At 58.2% G+C, this 22,842-nt stretch carries 17 protein-coding genes; 12 read left to right on the forward strand and 5 right to left on the reverse strand.

All coding sequences use genetic code 11. From position 1 onward, the window contains the following. Positions 1–67: 67 nt before the first annotated feature. A complete protein-coding gene (purB, locus tag PSR62_RS06995) occupies positions 68–1,504 on the reverse strand; it encodes an adenylosuccinate lyase (protein WP_274407083.1) in 1,437 nt (478 codons plus the stop codon). Positions 1,505–1,653: 149 nt separating this feature from the next. Here purB and PSR62_RS07000 point away from each other — a divergent pair, with 149 nt between their 5' ends. Beyond that, entirely contained in the window at positions 1,654–3,717 is a 2,064-nt protein-coding gene (locus tag PSR62_RS07000) for a membrane or secreted protein (protein WP_274407084.1), read from the forward strand. 1,522 nt (positions 3,718–5,239) lie between these two features. On the opposite strand, the gene queC is transcribed toward PSR62_RS07000, so the two are convergent. Both queC and PSR62_RS07010 read right to left on the reverse strand, forming a co-directional pair. Then, positions 5,240–6,010: a 7-cyano-7-deazaguanine synthase QueC gene (gene queC / locus PSR62_RS07005; RefSeq protein WP_274407085.1), complete on the reverse strand. Its 771-nt coding sequence runs from the start codon at positions 6,008–6,010 to the stop codon at positions 5,240–5,242. Then, a complete protein-coding gene (locus PSR62_RS07010; RefSeq protein WP_274407086.1) occupies positions 6,007–6,972 on the reverse strand; it encodes a 3'-5' exoribonuclease YhaM family protein in 966 nt (321 codons plus the stop codon). The genes queC and PSR62_RS07010 overlap by 4 nt, the downstream gene beginning before the upstream one ends. Before the next feature lie 345 nt (positions 6,973–7,317). Here PSR62_RS07010 and PSR62_RS07015 point away from each other — a divergent pair, with 345 nt between their 5' ends. The 9 genes from PSR62_RS07015 to PSR62_RS07055 all read left to right on the forward strand — a co-directional run bounded on the left by PSR62_RS07015 (position 7,318) and on the right by PSR62_RS07055 (position 18,863). Continuing rightward, positions 7,318–9,450, forward strand: coding sequence for a protein kinase domain-containing protein (locus PSR62_RS07015; RefSeq protein WP_443217405.1), 2,133 nt, complete (start codon positions 7,318–7,320; stop codon positions 9,448–9,450). Positions 9,451–9,538: 88 nt separating this feature from the next. Next, positions 9,539–10,441: a hypothetical protein gene (locus tag PSR62_RS07020; protein WP_274407089.1), complete on the forward strand. Its 903-nt coding sequence runs from the start codon at positions 9,539–9,541 to the stop codon at positions 10,439–10,441. A 226-nt stretch (positions 10,442–10,667) separates the two neighbouring features. Continuing rightward, positions 10,668–12,719 carry a flagellar biosynthesis protein FlhA gene (flhA, locus tag PSR62_RS07025; protein WP_274408181.1) on the forward strand — a complete coding sequence of 684 codons (2,052 nt, stop codon included), beginning with the start codon at positions 10,668–10,670 and terminating at the stop codon, positions 12,717–12,719. Beyond that, a complete protein-coding gene (gene flhF, locus PSR62_RS07030) occupies positions 12,719–14,056 on the forward strand; it encodes a flagellar biosynthesis protein FlhF (RefSeq protein WP_274407090.1) in 1,338 nt (445 codons plus the stop codon). Before flhA ends, flhF begins: the two co-directional genes overlap by 1 nt. Positions 14,057–14,234: 178 nt before the next feature. After that, complete coding sequence (locus tag PSR62_RS07035) at positions 14,235–14,504, forward strand: hypothetical protein (protein ID WP_274407091.1); 270 nt, start codon at positions 14,235–14,237, stop codon at positions 14,502–14,504. Positions 14,505–14,625: 121 nt separating this feature from the next. Continuing rightward, positions 14,626–15,444 carry a FliA/WhiG family RNA polymerase sigma factor gene (locus tag PSR62_RS07040; protein WP_047817082.1) on the forward strand — a complete coding sequence of 273 codons (819 nt, stop codon included), beginning with the start codon at positions 14,626–14,628 and terminating at the stop codon, positions 15,442–15,444. A gap of 8 nt (positions 15,445–15,452) precedes the next feature. After that, a complete protein-coding gene (locus PSR62_RS07045; RefSeq protein ID WP_274407092.1) occupies positions 15,453–16,697 on the forward strand; it encodes a glycosyltransferase family 4 protein in 1,245 nt (414 codons plus the stop codon). A gap of 258 nt (positions 16,698–16,955) precedes the next feature. Then, on the forward strand, positions 16,956–17,900 hold the full coding sequence (locus PSR62_RS07050; RefSeq protein ID WP_274407093.1) for a serine/threonine-protein kinase: 945 nt from the start codon (positions 16,956–16,958) through the stop codon (positions 17,898–17,900). 3 nt (positions 17,901–17,903) lie between these two features. Further along, positions 17,904–18,863, forward strand: a complete 960-nt coding sequence (locus PSR62_RS07055; protein WP_274407094.1) for an acetyl-CoA carboxylase carboxyltransferase subunit alpha — start codon at positions 17,904–17,906, stop codon at positions 18,861–18,863. A gap of 327 nt (positions 18,864–19,190) precedes the next feature. On the opposite strand, the gene PSR62_RS07060 is transcribed toward PSR62_RS07055, so the two are convergent. Beyond that, entirely contained in the window at positions 19,191–19,988 is a 798-nt protein-coding gene (locus tag PSR62_RS07060; protein ID WP_274407095.1) for a CvpA family protein, read from the reverse strand. A 368-nt stretch (positions 19,989–20,356) separates the two neighbouring features. Between PSR62_RS07060 and PSR62_RS07065 the strand changes: the two genes are divergently transcribed. After that, positions 20,357–21,205: a metal-dependent hydrolase gene (locus tag PSR62_RS07065; protein WP_443217369.1), complete on the forward strand. Its 849-nt coding sequence runs from the start codon at positions 20,357–20,359 to the stop codon at positions 21,203–21,205. Positions 21,206–21,295: 90 nt separating this feature from the next. On the opposite strand, the gene dtd is transcribed toward PSR62_RS07065, so the two are convergent. Continuing rightward, positions 21,296–21,733, reverse strand: a complete 438-nt coding sequence (dtd, locus tag PSR62_RS07070; protein WP_274407097.1) for a D-aminoacyl-tRNA deacylase — start codon at positions 21,731–21,733, stop codon at positions 21,296–21,298. A 92-nt stretch (positions 21,734–21,825) separates the two neighbouring features. Between dtd and PSR62_RS07075 the strand changes: the two genes are divergently transcribed. Further along, complete coding sequence (locus PSR62_RS07075) at positions 21,826–22,749, forward strand: DUF1559 family PulG-like putative transporter (protein ID WP_274407098.1); 924 nt, start codon at positions 21,826–21,828, stop codon at positions 22,747–22,749. Positions 22,750–22,842: the final 93 nt, after the last annotated feature.

Below are 22,842 nucleotides of genomic sequence, written 5' to 3' on the forward strand. Positions count from 1 at the left end.
TTCGATCTCGCCGGCTCGCTCTTTTGCCGGCGAGATCACTGTCATTGCAAACAATTGATCGTCGAGATCAGACCGTGACTTCGACACTCAGATCGCTCCCACCAGAATATCTCTGGCGAATGGGGGCGATGATCGTTTCCATGAACTCGTCGACTTGTTGGGGAGCTCGCCCCACGTAAGCGTGTGGGTCGATCGCGGCTTCCAAGTCGATTCCGGCGAAGTTTTCGTCGCCTTTGAGACGTTCCAGCAGGTCGTTGTCGCCAGCGTTCTGTTTGACTTCGAGCGCCGCCGCTTGACTGTGCACGCGAATTTGTTCGTGCAAATCTTGACGGTCACCGCCCGCGGCCACCGCTTGCATCAAGATGTTCTCGGTCGCCATGAACGGGAGTTCGGCGCCCAAGTTTTTCGCGATCGTGGCCGGGTAGACAACCATCCCGTCGGCCACATTTTGCATCAGCACGAGTGCTGCATCGATTGCCAGGAAGGCTTGTGGGATGACCAGGCGACGGTTGGCGCTGTCGTCCAGGGTGCGTTCCATCCACTGCGTCGCGGCGGTCATCGCGGGACTGCTTTGCAGGCTCATGACGAACCGACCGAGCGCACAGATCCGCTCGCTCCGCATTGGGTTGCGTTTGTAGGCCATCGCCGAGCTGCCGATTTGATTCTTCTCAAATGGCTCTTCGACTTCTTTGCGACCGGCGAGCAAGCGGATGTCGGTGGCAATTTTGTGCAGGCTCTGGCCGATGCCGGACAGGGCGTCGAGCAATTGAGCGTCGACTTTGCGGGGGTAGGTTTGCCCGGTGACGGCGTAGACGGAATCGAACGAGAGTTTTTCAGCGATTCGTTTTTCGAGGGACCGGACTTTGTCGTGGTCGCCGGAAAACAGTTCCAAGAAGCTCGCTTGAGTTCCCGTCGTGCCCTTGGCCGAACGTGCTCGCAATGTTTCGAGTCGATGTTCAACCGCTTCGAGGTCCAGCACCAAGTCGTAGATCCACAGACAAGCTCGTTTGCCGACGGTGGTCGGTTGGGCTGGTTGAAAGTGGGTGAAGGCGAGGCAGGGCAGGTCGCGGTGCTGGGCGGCGAACTGGGCCATCTGGTCGATTGTGGCTGCCAAGCGTTTGGCCGTCAGTTGCAGGGCTTCGCGAATCAGCAGCAGGTCCGCGTTGTCGGTCACGAAACAGCTGGTCGCACCGAGGTGAATGATCCCGCGGGCATCCGGGCACTGATCACCATAGGCGTGGACGTGAGCCATCACATCGTGGCGCAGTTTTCGCTCGTATTTGGCAGCTTCGTCCAAATTCAATTTTGTTTCGAACGCTTTCAGCTGTTCGATTTGGGCGTCGGTGATCGCGATTCCGAGTTCCTGTTCGGCCTCTGCCAGGGCGATCCAGACCTTTCGCCAGGATGCAAACCGCCGCTGCGGTCCCCAGTGAAACGCCATTTCTCGTGACGCGTAACGCTCAATCAGGGGGTTTTGGTACGGTGTTTCCTGCGTTTCGGTCATTTTGGTCTCTTGCAAGGGCACAAATCAGGCGATGGATGGTGACATCGGCATTTCGGCCCGAAATGGAAGGGTTTACGATATCGGCCGGCTGAGCCAGTCTCGCAGAGACGCGGGCTCGGATGGTTCCGACGATTTCAGACGGATCTTGAATGAATTTTCAACGGGTGCAAGTGGCGGACAAACGAGTGATCAATCTCACACGAACATATTTTTGCAACTTCGACGGTCGACCACGGGCTCGCCGCGTCGCGATGCTCCATGCAATGACAGCCGTTCTGGCGGTGTGTTTGTCTGGATCGCAGGCGCTCGCTCAAGACGCCGCGCCTGCAAAAGCCGCCGGGGCAGGGCAGGGTGCCGCGAAGCCTGTCTTGATGACGGCATTGAAATTACTGCCTGACACGGCCGCTGGCGTGGTTCGGATTCCCGATCTCACCGTGCTGTGCGATTCGTGGCAGCAAACAACGTTGTCGGGCATCACCGATGACCCGGCGATGAAGCCGCTGATCGATGCCAATTTTGGCAGCCAAGGCGCTGTGTGGGAAAAATTGGGCGACAAGGTTGGAGTGCGACCCAAAGAGTTGTACGAGATTGCGACCGGAGAAGTGATCGCGGTGTGGTTGCCCTTTGAAAATGACAACCGCCGTCCTTCCTCGGTTTGCGTCGTTGCTGACATCCGAGGGAAGCACGAGGCAGCGGAAGCCGTCTTGGAGCGAGTGGACCAAGATCTGAAGGCTGACGGCGCGACTCGCGCCGATGTCACTCACGCCGGCGAAACCGTTCGTGTGTACAGTCCGAAGACTCGCCCGGGGCAGCTCAAGATCGAACAGGTGGTGGTTTCGCTCACTCAAGATCGTGTGATCGCGTCGGATCGCGATTCGGTGGTGTTTGGAATCTTGGACGCGATTGCAAACGAGGGCCGCGAAGATTCCTTGGACAAGGCACCGTTGTTGCGAACCGTTTGGAAGCAGGCTCTCTCTCGCAGCGAAATCGAAACGGAAGGCTCGCAAGTCGAATGGTTCGTCAAACCGCTGACGATGGGCCGGATCATTCGCGACGTGGCCAAAGTTGACCGCGGCAACAAAGTTCGTATTTTGAATTTGCTGGAAAACCAAGGCTTCGACGCCGTGCAAGCTGCTGGCGGAATCGCCGTCGTGGGGCAGGGCAAGTTTGATTTGCTGCACCGAGGTTATGTGCACGCTCCTCCCGTCACCGAAGAACCCAGTCGCTACCGTTTGGCTGCTCGGATCTTGCAGTTCCCCAACACCCCGCTGGACGAGATCCCGGCTTGGGTTCCTGCCAACACGGCCAGCCTGACACGGGTGAACTGGAAAATCGAAGAAGCGTTTTGGGCGCTCGAGACCTTGGTCGACGAAGCCTTCGACAATGAGATCTTTCGGCCCAGCATCGAGGGGATCCGTGACGACGAAGAAGGGCCGCAGATCGACATCGAAAAGAACGTGTTGCCAAATCTCTCGGAACACCTGTTGTTGTTGACCGACAACACACTGCCCGCGACGGTGGATTCGGAACGCGTGTTGGTCGCGATCGGAGTTCGCAATGCCGATGCGATTGGAACGGCAGTCCGCAAAGCGATGGAAGTCGAACCAGATGTGTTCAAGGTCGACACGGTTCCTGGTGTCGAGATTTGGCAGGTCAAGCACGGCAGCGGTGATGACGAACTGGATGACGAGTTCTTTGATGATCTCGGCTTCGAGGAGGAAATCGATGAAGAGCAAACACCACTCTTGAACACGTGGGCCATTGCGATGGTGCCCGCTGGCAAGGGTTCCGAGAAGGCGCACCTGGTCTTCAGCAGCCATGTCGAATGGTTGGTCGACGTGGCGAAGCGAATGCAAACGGGGGAAGGCGAGAAGTTAGCCGACTTGGAGGAGGTCAAAGACCTGCTGAAGCTGACCAGCGAGATGGGAGCTGGCAAAGTGGCTTTCCAACGCGTCGTGCGGCTGCGTCAATCGCTGCGAGCAAAGTACGAACTGCAACGCCAAGGCGAATTGAAAAACAGCGATTCGGTCATGGCTTCGTTGGTTCGGCGGATGTTCGAAGGCGATGAGCCTGAAGCTGAAGAACCCATCGAGCGTCTCAACGTGAGCAAATGGCCTGCGTTCAGTGAGGTCGAGAAGTACTTCCGCAACGCGTTCGGTTTCGTTGAAACCACCGAAACCGGTTGGAACCTCAACGGATTCCTGTTGAAGTAGGGAACACCTGCGGGGTGCGAGAGTAGAACAGTTGTCCTCAACTGTTCCGTCGGGCAGGCTTCACGGCCAAGCCTCATCGCATCCAAGCCCATTTCATCCGCTGGCGTCGTGCTGTTCAACGATGCGGGAATGCCCACGACGGCCCCATCCGGGGCGACCTGTTGTTCTTTTGACTCGGTCTCGGGGCTTCCGCCCCGAGCTAAGGACGGCGGCCCCTGCCGGGGCGATGTGACGTGATTGCGATGTCAGGCGGGGTGATCGCAAATTGCAAGCTGGACATTGCAAATTGGCAATTGCAGGTCGGTGAAATCACGCGACTTGCCGGGCCGGAAACACTTTGCAATTTGCAGGGATCCATTTGCACTTTGCAATCCACTCACCGAATCCTCAACCGGGGCCATGTCGGTGAATTGCGACCGCGTTGAAATGCCCCGCGTTGAAATGCACAGCACCAGAGTAGAACAGTTGTCCTCAACTGTTTCGTCGGGCAGGCTTCACGGCCAAGCCTCGTCGCAACCAAGTCCACTTCATCCGCTGGTGTCACGCTGTTCAACGATGCGGGAATGCCCACGACGGCCCCATCCGGGGCGACCTGTTGTTCTTTTCGACTCGGTCTCGGGGCTTCCGCCCCGAGCTAAGGACGGCGGCCCCTGCCGGGGCGAGGTGGCGTGATTGCGATGTCAGACGGGGCGATCGAAAATTGCAAACTGGACATTGCAAATTGGCAATTGCAGGTCGGTGAAATCACGCGACTTGCCGGGCCGGAAACACTTTGCAATTTGCAGGGATCCATTTGCACTTTGCCATCCACTCACCGAATCCTCAACCGGGGCCATGTCGGTGAACTGCGACCGCGCTGAAATGCCCGGCGTTGAAATGCACAGCACCAGAGTAGAACAGTTGTCCTCAACTGTTCCGTCGGGCAGGCTTCACGGCCAAGCCTCGTCGCATCCAAGTCCACTTCATCCGCTGGCGTCGTGCTGTTCAACCATGCGGGAATGCCCACGACGGCCCCATCCGGGGCGACCTGTTGTTCTTTTCGACTCGGTTTCGGGGCTTCCGCCCCGAGCTAAGGACGGCGGCCCCTGCCGGGGCGATGTGACGTGATTGCGATGTCAGACGGGGCGATCGCAAATTGCAAACTGGACATTGCAAATTGGCAATTGCAGGTCGGTGAAATCACGCGACTTGCCGGGCCGGAAACACTTTGCAATTTGCAGGGATCCATTTGCACTTTGCCATCCACTCACCGAATCCTCAACCGGGGCCATGTCGGTGAACTGCGACCGCGCTGAAATGCCCGGCGTTGAAATGCACAGCACCAGAGTAGAACAGTTGTCCTCAACTGTTCCGTCGGGCAGGCTTCACGGCCAAGCCTCGTCGCATCCAAGTCCACTTCATCCGCTGGCGTCGTGCTGTTCAACCATGCGGGAATGCCCACGACGGCCCCATCCGGGGCGACCTGTTGTTCTTTTCGACTCGGTTTCGGGGCTTCCGCCCCGAGCTAAGGACGGCGGCCCATTCAGGGGCGAGGTGGCGTGATTGCGATGTCAGACGGGGCGATTGCGGGATCGGCGATTTCGTTTTCGGCGAACCCTTTGGCTCTCAGCAAACACGCGTCGCACTGACCGCAGGGGCGCATTTCGACGCTGCTGCCTTGCGGGTCGTAACAGGACAGCGTTTGCGAGTAGTCCACGCCGAGTTCGATTCCACGCTGGATGATTTCGGCCTTGGTCCAGTGCAGCAGCGGCGTGTGAATCGTGAGCGAGTGTTCGTCTTCCACCCCGGCTTTGGTGGCCAAGCGTGCCATCGTTTGAAACGCGTCGATGAATTCCGGACGGCAATCCGGGTAGCCGCTGTAGTCGAGAGCGTTGACGCCGATGAAGATGTCTCGCGAACCGAGCGTTTCGGCAACCGCCAGCGCGTAGGACAAAAAGATCGTGTTGCGAGCCGGGACATACGTCACCGGAATGTCGCCTGTGATCTTGTCGACATGATCGGATTTGGGGACAGCGATGGACGAGTCCACCAGGGCGGATCCACCGAGCTGAGCGAGGTCGATGTCGATCACGCGGTGAGACGCGACGCTCATCAAACTGGCTTGCTTTGCCGCGCGGTCCAGTTCGCCGTCATGACGTTGGCCGTAGCGGAAACTGATCGCGTGGACTTCGAATCCTTGGTCGCGAGCAATGGCGACGCACGTGGCGCTGTCCAGTCCACCGGACAGCAGCACCACGGCGCGTTCTGCATTCGCTGGGGCGGATTCGTCTTTGGGTTGCGAGGTTGAGTTCATGAGTCGCCCTTCCAAAGTTTGCGTCCGATCGAGGGGGTGTAGTTCGTCCAGTTTCCATCCGCAGCGATGTCGGCATCGATGATCGAGGAATACGAGGCGAGCTTGGCATCCAGGTTATCGATGTGGTGCAGGGCGACGGCTTCGAGTGTGACTGGAATCTTGGGGCTGCCGTATTCCAGCACGCCGTGATGACTGACGATCAAGTGTTCCAGTTGGTGTCGCAGACCGGTGGAAAACTTTTGTCCGGTGGTGGCTTCGGTTTCGGCAATTTTTTCGCCCAGACGCTGAACGCCGATGACGATGTGGCCGACGAATTGGCCGCGGTCGGTGTAGCTGATTTCGCCGCCGGCCCGCAGTTCATCGATCTTCCCCAGGTCGTGCAGGAAGGCGCCCATCAACAACAGGTCCGTGTCGACCTTGGCGTAACGCGGTGAAATCAGTCGGACCAGTTCCATCATGTTGACGGTGTGTTCGAGCAGTCCGCCGGGGTAAGCGTGGTGGTTGGAAACCGCTGCCGCGGCCTGGCGAAACGATTGAACGAACGAATCGTCGTTCAGGTAGGACTGAGCCAGGGCGTGCAGAGCGGGTTGTGAGATCGTCGCCAGCAATTCTCGCAGGCGATCGAAATTGCTGTCCGCTTGGTTGGCGTCGAAGCGGTCAAAGTCACTTTGGTCGACTTCCGCTGGGTCCATGCGTTGGATCTCAGCGAGGATCACTTGCAGGGAACCGTTGTGGACCTGTGTTCGACCGCTGCAATGGATGTAGTCGCCGCGATCGAACGTATCGAAGGTGGTTTCGTCCGCGTTCCACATCATTCCGACGATCGTGCCGGATCGATCGGACAGTTTCAGCAAGATGTATTTGCCGCCCTGACGATTGACTCGCAGTTGTTTGTCGGCAGCTTGGAACGGCTGGGCCAACGTCATTCCGTCGGTCAGATCTTGGATAGCGGTTCGTGACACGGGCTCGTCGCGGGTAGAAGGCGAATAGATGTTCGGAGCAGGGCAGGGCGGTATTCAGCGGCCAATCGTATCAAGACCCGGCATGGATTCCATGGGGACAGATTTCTGCGGGGAGAGTTGTTGCACGATGTGCCAGTGTTTACCCTGCAAGGTCGGATTCTGCTCGACGGGGTGGTCGTGTCGACATTTGGGTCGGCAAAACGCTCCGGGGCGAGTGGGATTCATCGGATTTCCATCGCAACCCGGCATGTCATGACTGATTCCTCGTCCGAACCCGATTCACCGCCTGAGTTTCTGGATCCGCCAGAATCCGCGGACGAATTGGGCCGACTGGGCCCTTATCGGGTGATTGAGTTGTTGGGCAGCGGCGGCATGGGGCATGTCTACCGAGCGCAGGACACGCGGTTGCAACGCACCGTGGCGCTCAAGGTGATGAACCAGCGGTTCGCGAAATCGCCGAACAGTCGCAAGCGGATCGTCGAAGAAGCCCGCTCGATGGCCGCCGTTCACCACGACAATGTCGCGACCTTGTTCGAAGTGGGCCAACGCAATGGCACGCCGTTCCTGGCAATGGAATTGCTGCAGGGAGCAACGCTGGAACAGCTGCTGCAATCCGGGCGTCGATTCACATCGGAAGAGATCATCTCGATCGCCGATCAAGTCGCCTTGGGGCTGGAAGCGGCTCATGACCGAGGGATCATTCACCGGGATATCAAACCCGCGAATTTGTGGATTCAGTCACCCAGCGAACGGGTCAAAATTCTGGATTTCGGATTGGCGGTCGCCGGATCGGCGGTGCAAGGGTTGGCCAGAGGCGACAGCGTCGTCGGGACGCCGGGATACCTGTCGCCCGAACAGGCACGCAACGAAACGGTCGATGAACGCACCGACCTCTATTCGCTCGGCGTGGTGCTGTATGAAATGTTTGCTGGCAAAGTGCCGTTGCTGGCGCCCAACACACCGACTCAGCTCGTCAACATTCTGTGCCGTGAACCGTTGCCGCTTTCGCAGCGACAGCGTGATGGTGTTCGGGTGGACGTGCCCGAGCCGCTTGAGCGACTGATCATGAGGCTGTTGTCCAAGGAACCCGGGCAGCGATACGAGACCGCGGGCCATTTTCGCAAGGCGTTGCGGGCCGTTTCCGAAGAGATACAACACGCTCAACGGGCCGAATTGGCAATCCAAATCGACCCGGGTGCCGGTGCATCCAGTGGGGTGTCTGCCGCCGGCGATTCCAGTTCGAATGCCACGGTCAAGTCGGTGGGGGGGCACTCCAAGTGGCTGTTCGTGGCTGGCGGTCTGGCGGCCCTGGCGTTGATTGGCGGTGGCGTGTGGTGGACGCTTCGCGATGCATCGCCGGAGAAACCGACGGCGGTGGCGTCGGCTGCGGAAAAGGCTCCTGCTGTGTTGGCCGCTGGGTTGGGAGCGTTGCAATTGACGGGCAAGGTGATTTCCGACCCCGAAGTACCGGTGGGGCAGATGGCTCGGTTCCGGCTTCAGTTGACCAACCAAGCCGAGTCGCCCGAGACCGATCCGCGAGTCTGGTATTCGCAAGCCGGCCAGGTCGCACGCATCACGACCTATCTGCAACAGGAAGGCCAGCTCAAACGCAAGGCTCCCGCGTTCCCGCGATCTTTCTCGCCGAGGCAGTTGCCGGCACCTGGCGAGACGCAGTCGATCGAGATTCAGTTTTTGACCACTAACATGGCTCAGGAACGATTTGACGTGATCTTTGAATTGCAATCGCCTGCGGGTGCTAGTGTGGATTCGCTGGCCTCTCAATTTGAAGTCGTCGAGAATTTGCGATCCGGAGACCTGTTGGGGTTCCGCACGATTCGCACTCGAGCAGGAAAGGGAGCCGACACGTTTGTGCGTCGCGGCAGCACCGAAGACTTTGGCAAACAACCCGCTCTGGTTGTGCATCGTGCCGGCGAAAAGCAAGGCAATGTGTGGGCGATCTCGTTCCTGAGGTTTGACCTGTCGCAATTGGATCCGCCTTCAGGAATGGAATCCGATTCGGTGAGTTCCGTGCTCGAGCGGATGGATCGTTCGGCGTTGTTGTTGAGCATGGCTCCTGATTCGCATCCCGGTGCGGGGCGAATCACCGTTCATGGTTGGCCGTCGGACTTGCCGACGCCAGACGGGATCGGAGCGTTGGAATGGAAAGAATCCGGCGAAGGCCATCTGACGTTCGAGACCAGCCCAGCTGCCGAGGACCTGGAGGGTTTGGTGCCGCTGGGGGAATTGGAGTTCAACAATTCAGGGGAAGGATTGAAGGACCAGCCGGACGGCATTCGTTTCATTTCCAAGGCATTGGATGATTTCCTGCGTTCGTCGACGGGAGTCGTGACCTTGGTTTTGTCGCAGGAAGGCTGGTTGGACGATCCCACTCAATTCCATTCTCGAGACCGTTCGCCTGAACTGGCCCCCGGATTGGCGGTTCGCTGGAAAACGGATGAAGGCGAGCCGGGTTTCTGAGGCCGTCGATTTTCCGCCGGACGCCGAATCGGGGCGTTTTGAGCAGGTTCGTTTCAACCTGATGACACGACTGAGTTAGAATACGGGGATGAATCCTCCGGCCGTTTCCAACCCCAGTGCTTCGTCCGACGCTGAAATGTCGTCGCGTGAAGGGCAATCTCACCCCGCGAACTCGGGCGATCTGACATCGTCTTCGATCCGTTCGTCGGCGTTGAGTACTTCGTCCGAAGTTCGGCTCAGTCGATCTCAGCAAACATGGACTGGGGCGGGCAGTGCGGCGGGGTTTGTGCTTCGGTACCTTCCACCGATGCGGCGATTGTTGACCGATGTGTTGGGCAGCGAGTCCGATGCGGATCGGGCGCTGGCGATTTTGATTTCGCACTTGGTCAAATCCGGGTATTCCGGGCATGCGAAAGGCCGACTGCGAGATTTCATGATCCTGGGACTTCGTTCGGCGGCCAAAGCCCGAGCGTCGGAAATTGAATCCAAGGCAAAAATGTCCAGCGAAGGAACGGCTCTCGAATCGCCGCCAGAGTTGGATCTGGATTCTGCCAAAACGGAATCCCGCCCCTGGCTGAGCTATTGGCGGGACGGATTGCTGCAACGGGCTTGGCGAGCGCTGGAACGCGAGCAGCATTGCGAGCGAACACGGGCCAACCGGACCGGGGACGCTGCTTCGGGGTCCCTCTCAGGGAACGCGGAAGCCAACGATCTCCCCCATGATTTGGTCCATGATGTCTTGCGGGTGGTGACGGATCACTCGGGGGAATCGTCGGAGGTCATTGCGGGACGAATTGCTGAATTGGCCGAGCGAAGTGTTTCCGCCGCCGAAGTGAAGCGTCAGTTGCCGATCGCGCGGTCACTGTTCGCTCAATTGTTGGCGGATGAGGTCTCGCTGACCTTGGAAGCCGCTGACGCGGAAGCGATTCAGGCGGAGATTCGCAAACTGGGGCTGCAAAAGGCGTTCGCTGGTTTGCAGGTCAAGGCTTAGGAACGCTCGAATCCGCGAGGTAGCGAAGCTCGCTGTGCCGCTTGGAACAGGCTGGCAGGGGGTGGGGGCGGTCGTTGTCGGCTGATGAGCCGGCTGACTTGAACCGAATTCTTCACTTTCGACGAAAAAAAAGTTCTGATACCGTCGGGCTGGGGTGGCACCGGGATGGTGCCGCCATGAAATGAGTTCGCTCAAGCCCGAGGAACGACCGTCGATGCAGTTCTTGATGCGCTACCGAGATTTGGTTTTGCCGATTGGCATCATCATGTGTTTGGTGGTGATCCTCGTGCCGCTGCCGCCGTTCTTGATGGACTTGTTGCTGGCAGCCAACATCACCGTCGGTGTGATTGTGCTGCTGACCACGGTCTATGTGACCACGCCGCTCGATTTCAGCATTTTCCCGTCGTTGTTGCTGGCCACAACGCTCGCTCGATTGGTGCTCAACGTCGCCACGACGCGGTTGATTTTGACCAGCACCGAATCTGGCAGCGGGGGTGCCGCCGGCGGTGTGATCCAGGGGTTTGGCGAATTTGTCGCTGGGGACCGGATCGAAATCGGGATCATTATCTTTGTGATCATCGTGTTGATTCAGTTCATCGTGATCACCAAGGGTGCGACTCGCATCAGTGAAGTCGCCGCCCGATTCGCGTTGGACGGGATGCCAGGTCGCCAGATGGCGATCGACGCGGACATGAACGCGGGTTTGATCGATGAAAAAGAAGCTCAACGTCGGCGGGAAGAAATCGCCAACCAAGCTGACTTTTACGGGGCAATGGACGGTGCCAGTAAGTTTGTCCGCGGGGATGCCATTGCCGGCATCGTGATCACGCTGGTCAACGTGGCCGGTGGTCTCTACATCGGTGTGATGCGATATGGCATGACCGTGTCCGAGGCCGCGGAGTTGTTCACCAAGCTGACCATCGGCGACGGTCTGGTCAGCCAGGTGCCGGCGTTGTTGATCTCGCTGGCCGCTGGTTTGTTGGTCACGCGGAGTGCTCGCAAAGCCAGTTTGCCCGAACAGTTTTTGCAGCAGTTGTTCAGCAATCCAAAGGCACTGGCGGTCGCTGGTGGCTTTCTATCGATGTTGATCCTGACCAACTTGCCCGCGATTCCCATGGCAACCTTGGGTGCAAGCTGTATCGGGTTGGCCGTCGTGATGAATCGGCAGAACAAACAAATCGAACGAGATGAGTTGGATGCCGAAGAGGCGGAGCAAGCCGCCGCCTCCGCACCGGCTGAGAAACGAGTCGAGGACTACTTGAATGTGGACCCGATGGAGTTGGCGATTGGCTTGGGGTTGTTGTCTTTGGCAGACCCCAACCGTGGCGGCGACTTGATGCAGCGAATCACGGGGGTTCGTCACTCGATCGCGGGCGACATTGGCGTCGTGCTCCCCAAGGTCCGGATTCGCGACGACATGAATTTGCACGATTACGAATACGAGATTCGGATTGCCGGGAACCCACTGACCAAACAACGCGTGTTGCCGGATCGTTTGTTGGCGATCGACAGCGGCCACACCACGGGCGTGATCGATGGTGAACCGACCAAGGATCCAACCTTCGGCGAACCTGCCGTTTGGATCGATCCGATCCGTCGCGAACAAGCTGCAATTTATGGATACACAACCGTGGAACCAGGGGCGGTTTTGGCGACCCACTTGCAAGAGCTGGCTCGCCGTCATGCGGACGAATTGTTGAATCGTGACGCAACCAAGCATTTGATCGACGAGTTGAAGACAGCCGCACCGGCTGTGGTCGACGAACTGATCCCAGGGATGTTGAAGATCAGCGACGTTCAGCAGGTCCTGCAAACACTGCTTCGCGAAGATGTGCCGATTCGACAATTGGCGATCATCTTGGAGACGCTGGGCGATCATGCCGGGCGAACGAAGGATCCGATTTGGCTCAGCGAATACGTCCGTCATCGTTTGGCTCGCACGATCAGCACACGCTACCGGGACGAGATGGGCCAGCTGCACGTGGTGGCGCTGGATCCTGCCATGGAAGATCGCATTGCGGCGGGAATCGAACATACCGAGCGAGGACTTTTTGTCCGGATGAGCCCACAAGCGGTGGACTCGACTTGCGACAAAATCTCCCAAGCAGTTAAGAAACTAATCACGCTGGGCCACACCCCTGTGATTTTGGTCAGCCCGCGGATTCGTCCCGGACTTCGCCAGATCATTGCTGGTTCTATGCCCCGCGTTCGTGTGCTGTCGTACAACGAAATCACACAGGACACAAAAATCCAGTCACACGGCGTGGTGAGTGATTGATGCATATACGAACTTTTCGAGCAGCGAATCTGCAAGCGGCTCTTGCCGACATCCGAAATCAAATGGGCCCGGAGGCTTCCGTGCTTCATACGCGGCAGGTCCGCAATGGCTGGATGGGCTGGCTTGGCCGGACCCATGTGGAAGTCACCGCGGGGTTGCACGGTGGTCCTGTTGAAGGGGCCATGAACGGCAACGCGGGCCATCATGTTCCAGCGAATTATGCGGAGGAGCCGTTGTTACCAGCGGATGTTCGCTCCGTCAATTCGGTGGCAGCGTCGTCCGGCTACGGTGCGTCGCCGACTGGCATCCCAGGGGGCTCGGCCGGTCGAAATCCAGTGGAAGCGACTTATCAGAAATTTGACGCGGCCCATCCACTTCGCTCGGGTTCCGTGACGGGATCCGAGGCAGGGCAGGGCGGTTTTTATGGTTCGGGGTATTCTTCCTCCGAGCTGACTCCGGCCGATTCCTTGTCGTTGCGGTTGTTGCAGGCTGGGGTGGATGAGTCCACGGCTCGCCGCTGGATGGCTTCGGCATCCAGCTTCGCCGCCGGGATCGCCGATTCGGAGTCCGCGGTCCAGAACGACCAACGTTGGATGGAGCATTTGCAACGCGCAGTCGCGAGGGAATTGAACCTTTGCGGTCCGATTCGAACTCAGCCCGGTGACCGTCACATTGTTGCGTTGGTCGGCCCGACGGGCGTTGGCAAGACGACGACGGTCGCCAAGTTAGCGGCCGGGTTTCGGATTGAAGCTCGCCGGCGTGTGGGATTGCTGACGATCGACACGTACCGAATCGCGGCGGTCCAACAACTCAAGGCTTACGCCGAGATCATGGACCTGCCCATGCAGGTCGTGGAAAAACCCGAACAGATGGAAACGGCGCTCAGTGCGTTGGGGGATGTCGACCTTGTCTTGATTGACACGGCTGGACGCAGTCCCCGCAGTGACGCCCGCATCGAACAGCTCTCCGAGTTCTTGCGAGCGGCGCACCCTGATGAAACACACTTGGTTCTCAGTGCGACCAGTTCGGGTGAAAACATCCGCACGACGTTGGAAGGTTTCGCCCCGGTGCGAGCCAACGCGGTCACGCTGACCAAACTGGACGAGACGCCTTGCACCGCCGCTGTGTTGGCCGCGTTGACGGGGCGTGATCGCGGCGCAGCGCCGCCACTGAGCTATTTGACCAACGGTCAACAGGTCCCGGATGACATCGCCGTGGCGGATGCCTCTGGCTTGGTGGCACAATTGTTGCCACAGATGCCTACCGCTGGTTTGGGGGAGATGGGTTTTGAGACAATGGACGGGTACGAATCCTTGCACTATGGCGAGGCGGCCTGATTTTAAGAATTTTGACTGAAGTAAGAATGAGAAGTTGGCCGATACTCTGAACTGTGACGGCACGCGATCGACGAAAGTCACTTGAGACTTTTTTTGAAGTGTCCGTTTAACGAGTTTGGGATCGAAGAAATCGACCTGTTTTTATTTTGTGGCCTGCCTCCATGGTTTGGACCCTGACGTGATCCGATCATTGGCTCTTTCGCTTGGTTCATTCGCAATGGGACTGGTTGTCCTTCGCGGAATCTGGCATGGAGAGATGGCGGAAGACGTTGCGACGGAAGCGATCGGAACTCTGATTGTCTTCATGGGCATCGGAGGTTTGGCAGGTGCCATCGCGGATCAGTTGATTCGAGACGGAGTGGAAGACTTATATCGCAAACGAGTGAAGTGGTTTCAGGAAGGTGTTGAGAAATCAGCATTGGAAGAGGCCGACGACCAAGACAAGTGACGGCGAACCGTTGACGGCACGGATGCTGATTGACTCGCACGTTCAAACACACCAAGACTTATTTCATTGCTAGTGACCGACACGCAGCGGATTTCCGCTGTGCAGACGAAGTTAGCAATCAGTGATCATCACGGAGGATTCGATGCCGGCTACCGCAACTGCAGACGACCCGATCTTGAAGGTATGGACTTCTTTCAAATCCACCACCAAAGATTCGCCGGACTATGAGCCGCTGCGGAACCAGTTGGTCGAACGCTACATGCAATTGGTTCGCTACAACGGCGAACGCATCTGGCAGCGACTGCCTGATGGTGTCGAGCTGGATGACTTGATCAGTGCCGGCATGTTCGGCTTGATGGACGCCATCGATGCTTACGACACTGAACGCGGTGTGAAGTTCGAGACGTTCTGCGTGCCGCGAATTCGTGGAGCAATGCTCGACGAACTTCGCAAAATGGACTGGGTGCCACGCTTGGTTCGCAGCAAAGCGAGCAAGTTGGCCACCGCCACCAAGACCTTGGAAGCTCGTTTCGGTCGTGCACCGACCGTCCAAGAGTTGTCGGCTCACATGGAGATCGACATCAAGGAAGTGGAAAAGATGCAAAGCGAAGCCAACGCCGTCGGCGTCGTCTCGCTGAACAAGAAGTGGTACGAAACGGACAGCTACAAAGATGTCCGCGAGATTGACATCTTGGAAGACAAGAAGGGCGAAGACCCCACCCGCCGCGTTCAGAAAAACGATCTGATGCGTTTGGTCACCAAAGGGTTGAATCGCAACGAACGTCTGATCATCATCCTGTACTACTACGAAGAGCTGACGATGAAAGAGATCGGGGCCACCTTGGACCTGTCGGAATCTCGCGTCAGCCAAATGCACACTGCCATCGTCAATCGTTTGCAACAGCAACTCGGCGTTCGTCGCCTTGAGTTCGGGGCCTAAGACCTTTCATGCGTATCGCCCATGTGATCACCCGAATGATCATTGGCGGTGCGCAAGAGAACACGCTGCACAACTGCCAGGACCTCGTTCACCTTCATGGGGACGAGGTCTTGCTCGTGACGGGGCCGGCGGTTGGTCCAGAAGGTGACTTGTTGGCCGCTCGAGTTCGCCCGGACGGGGTCGCCGTTGGCCGTCCGGAGGTGGATGCAGAGGGCAGGGCAGGGCGGTTCGAACTGGACGGTCTGCCAATCGAGTTGGTCGATTCTTTACGGCGTGCGATTCATCCTGTCAACGATTGGCGCGCCGCTCGTGATTTGCGGCGGACGTTGCGGGCCTTTGATCCCGATGTTGTCCACACGCACAGTGCCAAAGGCGGTTTGCTCGGCCGGCATGTGGGCTGGGGCCTGAAACGAAGTTCCACTGGCAAACGTCCGGTGGTCGTTCACACTGTCCATGGCGCGCCCTTTCATGATTACCAGTCCCGGCTGGCTCATGATTTCTTTGTGCGGTGTGAACGCTGGGCCGCGTCACGCTGTCACAAATTGATCTCGGTCGCCGATGCGATGACGGACCTGATGGTGGACGCAGGGGTCGCGTCACGCGAAAAATTTGTGACGATTCACAGCGGGATGAATGTTGACCCGTTCGTTCACGCGGTGGATCATCGAGAAATGGTGCGGCAGAAATATGGTTTGCGAGCGGAACATGTGGTGGTGGGCAAGATCGCTCGCCTGTTTCATCTGAAAGGCCACGTCGATCTGATTTCGGCGGCCAAACGCGTTGCCGATCAGTACCCCAACGTGCGGTTTCTGCTGGTCGGCGATGGGATCCTGCGAGCTGAACTCGAGCAACAGATTGAGTCACTGGGATTGAAGGAACACTTCATCTTCACCGGCTTGGTGCCGCCTTCGGAGGTGCCCGCCATGATCGGTGCGATGGACATCTTGGTTCACGCTTCTTACCGGGAAGGTTTGGCACGAGCGCTTCCGCAGGCCCTGATCGCGGGGCGTCCGGCAATCAGCTACGACATTGACGGGGCTCGGGAAGTCGTGATCGACGATCAAACGGGGTATTTGGTTGGGGCAGGGGAGGTCGTTGATTTGGCCGATCGGATGCTCCGGCTGGTGGGCGACGCCGCGCTTCGCCAACGGATGGGATGCGAGGGGCAGACCCGTTTCACCGACCTCTTTCGGCACGAAACCATGACCCGCCGAATTCGCGAGCTGTATTCGGAACTGATTGCCGCTCAGTGAGCGGCCTTCTGTCGGGGGAGGACTGACGCCAGGAATCGCATGGACAGTGCGGGGAAGGGCAGGGCAGTCGGCATTCTTTGGGCTTCGCTCGTGTTTCGGGCTTCGCGGATGGCGGGATCCCGCCGCCCACCGGGGGATTTGCGGTGTCAGGCACACGTCTTTCGGCTGTGGGGCCCGTTGGACTATCATGCCAAGCCACAAAATCGTTTTGATCGTTCAACTCGATGGTCCCGTATCCGACAATGCCCCAGCCGCTCGATGTCCAAATCACGCGACTTTCTAGGCCCTTACCGACTCGCTCGTTTGATCCGCATTGGATCGACCGCTGAAGTTTGGGAAGCGATTGATGAAGGGGACCAGAAGCGTTACGCGCTCAAGATTTTGCGGCAGTCGATGTCGAACGACAAAGCCGAGTTGGCATCGCTCAAGCACGAATACAACGTCGGCAAAACGCTCAACAGCCCGCGGATCATCAAGATGATTGATCACCGCGTTGAGAATGGGCGGCCGTTCTTGGTGTTGGAATTGTTCAGTGAAATGAACATGAAGCAGGCGCTTCGCAAGGGGCCCGACTCGCTGGCCTACATGCTCGACAAAGTCATCGAGCAAGCCGCCGAAGGCCTCTACTACATGCACACGAAGAACTGGATCCACCGCGATATCAAGCCAGACAACTACCTGGTTTCGCATACCGGCGAGACCAAACTGATTGACTTCACGATCACCGAACGGAAGCGAACCGGTTTGAGCAAGATGTTCTACAAAGCCAAGAACATTCAAGGCACACGCAGTTACATGCCTCCCGAACAAATTCGCGGGAAGTTGTGTGACGAACGCAGCGACATCTATTCGTTTGGATGTGTGCTGTTCGAAGCCTGCACAGGCAAGCCGCCTTACACCGGGCAGACACCCAACGATTTGTTGTCGAAGCACCTGTCCGCTTCGATCCCCAGCCCGATTGTCTACAACGACAACGTGACCAAGGACTTTGCGGACTTGGTCAAAAGCATGATGGCGAAGTCGCCTGACGCGCGGCCGGAATCGGTATGGGAATTCTTGAAAGTCTTCCGCAACATCGAAGTTTGGCGGAAGCGTCCTCGTCGGCCGGAGGTGACTGTCTTCGACGAAGACGGTTCCATGAAATCGGCCGAGGACATGATCAAACGCCCCGAACCCACCAGCGACGAAGAAGAGGGAAACTGAGCGATGGCCGGACCCGGATTGGAATTTGAAAACGAGATCGCGGATCTGGAGGAGCAAATCGCTTCGCTAGAACGGAACACCGATCGCAGTGAAGAAATTGACTCAGCGATTCGATCGTTGCGTTTGGCTCGTGTTGCCAAATTGAAAGAGACGTACTCATCGTTGGATCCGTGGCAAACGGTCCAGGTGGCTCGTCATAAGAACCGGCCTTACACGCGTGATTACCTCAACTTAGCGTTTGACGATTTTGTCGAATTGCACGGTGACAAACACTTTGGCGACGATCGCGCGATGCTGTCCGGTTTCGCGAAGTTGGATCGATTCAAGGTGATGGTGATCGGTCACCAAAAAGGAAGGACTTACAAGGAACGTGCGGCTTGTCACTTTGGTTGCGCTCATCCGGAAGGTTATCGCAAGGCCATGGTGAAAATGAAATTGGCCGAGAAATATCGCTTGCCGGTCATTTGTTTCATTGACACGCCTGGAGCCTACCCAGGGATCGGTGCCGAGGAACGCGGCCAGGCTCAAGTGATTGCCGAGAGCATGTTCATGATGAGCGATCTGAAGACGCCGGTGATCTGCGTCGTGATCGGCGAAGGCGGATCCGGTGGCGCTCTGGGAATTGGCGTCGGCGATCGAGTCGCGGTTTTGCAACACGCTTACTACAGCGTTATCAGCCCCGAGGGCTGTGCCGGAATTCTGTGGAAGAGTCACGAACACGCACCCAAAGCTGCCGCCGCTCTGCGCTTCACCAGCGACCATTTGTTGCGTCTGGGTGTCGTCGACGATGTGCTCGAAGAACCGCTCGGTGGCGCTCATCGCGATCACCATCAGATGGCGACTCGGATGAAGACTTATCTGTCGCGTCAGTTGTCGGAACTCGAAGCGATGCCGGTCGATCAGATGCTCCAGCAACGCTACGAAAAGTTCCGTCGGCTCGGCGTCTTCTTGGAAGAGAACTGACGTCGACGCGAGCTGGATTTTCGGTCGCCGAGAGAACGTCTCGGTGACTGGATGTTGGAGGGACGTTCGGATGCAGATGGGATCGGGACGGCGAATCAGGGCGGATTTCGACCGCCCCGTAACGTCCGATAATGCCCCTTATGTTGTATTCGAGGTGTGTAAAACCCGTGTTTCAGGCGTTTTCTGTATCCGGGGTTTGGTTTCGTGACGTTGGAGATGTCTGGGGACCCGACGATCTCAGGCGTGCCCCGCCCCGAACATTTGCGGTCGTCGCCGTTGCTAGATCGCGATTGTTTTGGCTGGCGTGCCGGTCGTCATTTTGGACGCTCAGCGACGCGGTGTTTGCCACTGCGGCGTCGCGGATTGCCGCCAGGTCGGAGCCTGCTGTTGGGAACCCGCGGCGGAGCTGAATGCTGGGTTGGAGGTCGGTGTTGGGTTCCCGCCAAAGCCGCGAAACGGCTGCTGTGATCGCGGGTCATTTTGGGCTTGTTGAAAGCCGTTTTGCGGAGCGAAGTTGTTCGTCGGTTGAGCGCTTGGATTGGACCAGTTTGGATCGACATTTGGCGCGATCTGAGATTGCGAGAGCCAGGATTCTTCCGAGCCTGATGGATCGCCCAATGCGTCATCGCTGAACTGGTCCAGGTACGGTCGGACGACGCTGTCCAGTTCCGGTGGCATGATCGAGTTGGACTCGGCGAGTACCCGAGCGATCAGTCGGCCGCTTTCGCTGGCCACGATTGCTCGTTGGATTCGCTCGCCGAACAGCGTGACCGCGAAGAGCGTGATGACCGTGCACAGGAGGGCTCCTTTGGCGAGTCCGAAGAGGGCTCCGGCTTGACGGTCAAATTCTTTGAGTCGCATTCGGTCGATCATTCCGCTGACCATCCGCAGTGCGACCCAGATCACGAAGGACGTGCCGACGAACAGGATGAACATCGCCAGGAATTGGTTCCAAGGCGGTGCGGCGTGAATGTTCTGGCTGAACGGTTCGCGATAGTGATACGCGACGGCGTAGCTGACAACGATGGAAGCGATTGAGGCGAGTTGCCATGCAAAACCACGGATCGCGCCCAAGAGGGTTGCGCCGACCAAAATGATTGTCATCAGGATGTCGTAAGTCTGCATGAGCGCACTTTCATCGCTGCAACGGATCCGAACCGTTTTGACGCTTGTAGCAAAAGCAAAGGGGCAGGGCGAACAGCAATTTTTTTTGCGGCTGGTTTCGGATCCAGCGTCGGGATCGGGGGCTCGGTTGGCGGGACGGATTTTTCCGGTGGCGGGCGAGGGGCTGGATTTGGTAACGGCAATGGTTCTCGGTGCGCCACCGCCCTGCTCCGCCCTCGTGGCGTGGTGGGTGGGCGGTCGTGCTCGGAAATTGTTCGGACCGCCCTTCCCTGCCCGTTGTCTCTCAATCTGTTCGCGTTTCATTGGCTGGTTTCAAAACCCACATCTCGACGAGCACCGTTGTCGGGTGCGCCTATGGATATTGGGGCGTGGTCGATCAAGGGATGTCGATGGAGAGTGCGCTGTTGGCCGGCGGGCTGTGCAGTGTGTCGGGGATGTTGCCGGATCTGGACAGCGACTCAGGCGTGCCGCTTCGCGAAACGACGATGTTTCTGTCCGCGGTCGTGCCGATGTTGATGATCGACCGCTGGCGTGACATGGGGCTGACCCACGAAGCGATGGCTCTGGCGGCAATGATCGTTTATGTCGCGATCCGGTTCGTCGCGGTGGAAGGGTTCCGAAAGTTCACCGTTCACCGCGGGATGTGGCACAGCATTCCCGCGGCCCTGGTCGCGGGGTTGATCGCATACATGTTGATGCCTTGCCCGAGCGAAGCGATTCGGGTCTACAAGTCATGTGCTGTGATTGTTGGGTTCATGACCCATCTGATTTTGGATGAAATCTGGGCGTTGGATTTCAGTCGGGGATCCATGCGGGTGAAGAAGTCCTTCGGCACGGCGCTCAAGTTTTTCGGAAGCAGCCCGCTCGCCAACATTTTTGTTTGGGGCCAACTCGGGTTGTTTGCGTACTTGGCCTGGGGGGACCACGAGATTCTGGATCGCTTGCGGCAGCGCGTCCGGATGGACAATGATCGCTACGCCGTGCCCAGTCAGGAGGAGGTCAATCCGGACTACACCAGTCCGTCGTTGTTTGCGCCTTGGGAGTCTCGCGAGCCACCGCAGTGGCAACCCCGGATCACTTCGCCACAGGAATCACCGTCGAACTTTGGATGGCCGTCGCAGGCTCAGCCAGGGGCGACTGAACCGGGCGTGGTTCCGCCAGGAATGGGACAGCAAGTCGCTCGCCCCAACTGGCCCACTGCCCTGCCCCGGCGCTAAGAGGAAGTTCGGGACAACTCTGGTGTTTCGGTCGATCACGGACGGATGCGAGTCACTCGGGAGGTTCACCGGGGCGGGATCTGATCCTGTTCAGAGTTCCAGGATGATTGTGACAGGGCCGTCGTTGATGAGTGAAACGGCCATGTCGGCGGCGAAGATTCCACAGGGGACGGACAGTCCAGTCTGGCGAAGTTCGTGGACGTAGTGCTCGTAGAGAGCTTGGGCTTGGTCGGGCGGTGCAGCGTTCGTGAACGCGGGGCGGCGTCCCTTGCGGCAATCAGCCAGCAAGGTGAATTGGCTGATCGCGAGCACATCGCCACCGGCGTCGAGCACGTTGCGATTCATCTTCCCGTGTTCGTCAGAGAAGATTCGCAGGCCAGCGGTCTTGTCAGCCAAGGCGGATGCGGTGGCTTGGGTGTCGTCGTGGCCGATCCCGATCAAGGCCACCAATCCACGCTCGATTTGTCCGACAATTTCGCCATCCACTGAAACGCTGGCTTGTTGACTGCGTTGCAAAACAATTTTCATGGGGTGGTTCGTGATCCAGGTCGTGGCGAGATGGTCTAAATTGGTGGCTGGACGCACACGCGGTGCATCATTGAATTGCTGGAAAGGATCGTATGACGTTTCTGTTCACTTGCCCACACTGCCAGTCGCAAACAGAGGTGGAAGATGAGTTCAGCGGACGCACGGGCGACTGCGTCGTCTGCGGGCGTGAAATCAGGATGCCTGATTTCGCTGGTGTGCGATCGCAAGCGAATCGGCCTGGGAAGCGAAAGAAGTCGGCCATTTGGTTTGTTGCTGCTGGATTGGCGTTGTTGCTGGTGGGGGCCGGTCTGATCGCTGCGATCCAGGTTGGCAGTCGGACAGCCACCAAGATTCGCACGGGCCGTCAACGGCTGAGCAGCATCAAGAACATGGAAAAGATCGCTTCCGCCCTGAATGCGTACGCCGCTGACCATGGGGTCTACCCTGCCCCGTACACAACGGATGGGGCTGGGCGGAAGTTGCACTCATGGCGAGTGACAATCCTGCCCTACTTGGATGAAGACGCCCTGTTCAATCAGATCGACAAAGAGGTGGCTTGGAATGAAGGTGAAAACCAAGCGTTGGTTTACGGTCAAACGCCGACGGTCTACCGGCATCCTGAGAGCAGCGGTTGGGGGACCGGCACCGTCTATCATTTGGTGACCGGATCTGGAACGCTGTTCCCGAGCACCGGACCACTCGGGCCAAGGCAAGTGACCGATGGAGCGACCAAGACAATCTTGCTGGTCGAGGGGCAGATGCAATCGATGACCCAGTCGTGGATGGAACCCTACGATTTGGATGTGGCTTCGATTGGCGGCGCGATCAACCCACCTTCAGGGAAAGGCCTGGGCGGGGCCACGGAAGGCGGTGTTTGTGTCGCGACCGTGGAAGGCAATGGGTACTTCTTGCCCGAAACAACTCCACCGCTGACGGTTCAAGCGTTGATCTCGCCTGCGGGAGGCGAGCCGTTGCCGGACGACGTGCTGGACGAATGGGCATCGGCGGAACGTTGATCGCGCGACCTCCACGCAGGCAGAGGTCGTGCAGTTTTTAAATGCTGCGTTGCCAAGCGTTTACCATCACCCTCCCCCTGGGAGGGTCGAGCG

Source organism: Rhodopirellula sp. P2 (assembly GCF_028768465.1).
GTDB lineage: Bacteria > Planctomycetota > Planctomycetia > Pirellulales > Pirellulaceae > Rhodopirellula.

Excerpts from the sequence above, each read along its gene's own strand:
- PSR62_RS07060 (WP_274407095.1), bottom strand. The coding sequence starts at position 19,988 with ATGCAGACTTACGACATCCTGATGACAATCATTTTGGTCGGCGCAACC.
- PSR62_RS07045 (WP_274407092.1), top strand. The coding sequence starts at position 15,453 with ATGCGTATCGCCCATGTGATCACCCGAATGATCATTGGCGGTGCGCAA.
- PSR62_RS07055 (WP_274407094.1), top strand. The coding sequence starts at position 17,904 with ATGGCCGGACCCGGATTGGAATTTGAAAACGAGATCGCGGATCTGGAG.
- dtd (WP_274407097.1), bottom strand. The coding sequence starts at position 21,733 with ATGAAAATTGTTTTGCAACGCAGTCAACAAGCCAGCGTTTCAGTGGAT.
- PSR62_RS07000 (WP_274407084.1), top strand. The coding sequence starts at position 1,654 with ATGAATTTTCAACGGGTGCAAGTGGCGGACAAACGAGTGATCAATCTC.
- PSR62_RS07075 (WP_274407098.1), top strand. The coding sequence starts at position 21,826 with ATGACGTTTCTGTTCACTTGCCCACACTGCCAGTCGCAAACAGAGGTG.
- flhF (WP_274407090.1), top strand. The coding sequence starts at position 12,719 with ATGCATATACGAACTTTTCGAGCAGCGAATCTGCAAGCGGCTCTTGCC.
- PSR62_RS07020 (WP_274407089.1), top strand. The coding sequence starts at position 9,539 with ATGAATCCTCCGGCCGTTTCCAACCCCAGTGCTTCGTCCGACGCTGAA.
- purB (WP_274407083.1), bottom strand. The coding sequence starts at position 1,504 with ATGACCGAAACGCAGGAAACACCGTACCAAAACCCCCTGATTGAGCGT.
- flhA (WP_274408181.1), top strand. The coding sequence starts at position 10,668 with ATGCGCTACCGAGATTTGGTTTTGCCGATTGGCATCATCATGTGTTTG.
- queC (WP_274407085.1), bottom strand. The coding sequence starts at position 6,010 with ATGAACTCAACCTCGCAACCCAAAGACGAATCCGCCCCAGCGAATGCA.
- PSR62_RS07050 (WP_274407093.1), top strand. The coding sequence starts at position 16,956 with ATGTCCAAATCACGCGACTTTCTAGGCCCTTACCGACTCGCTCGTTTG.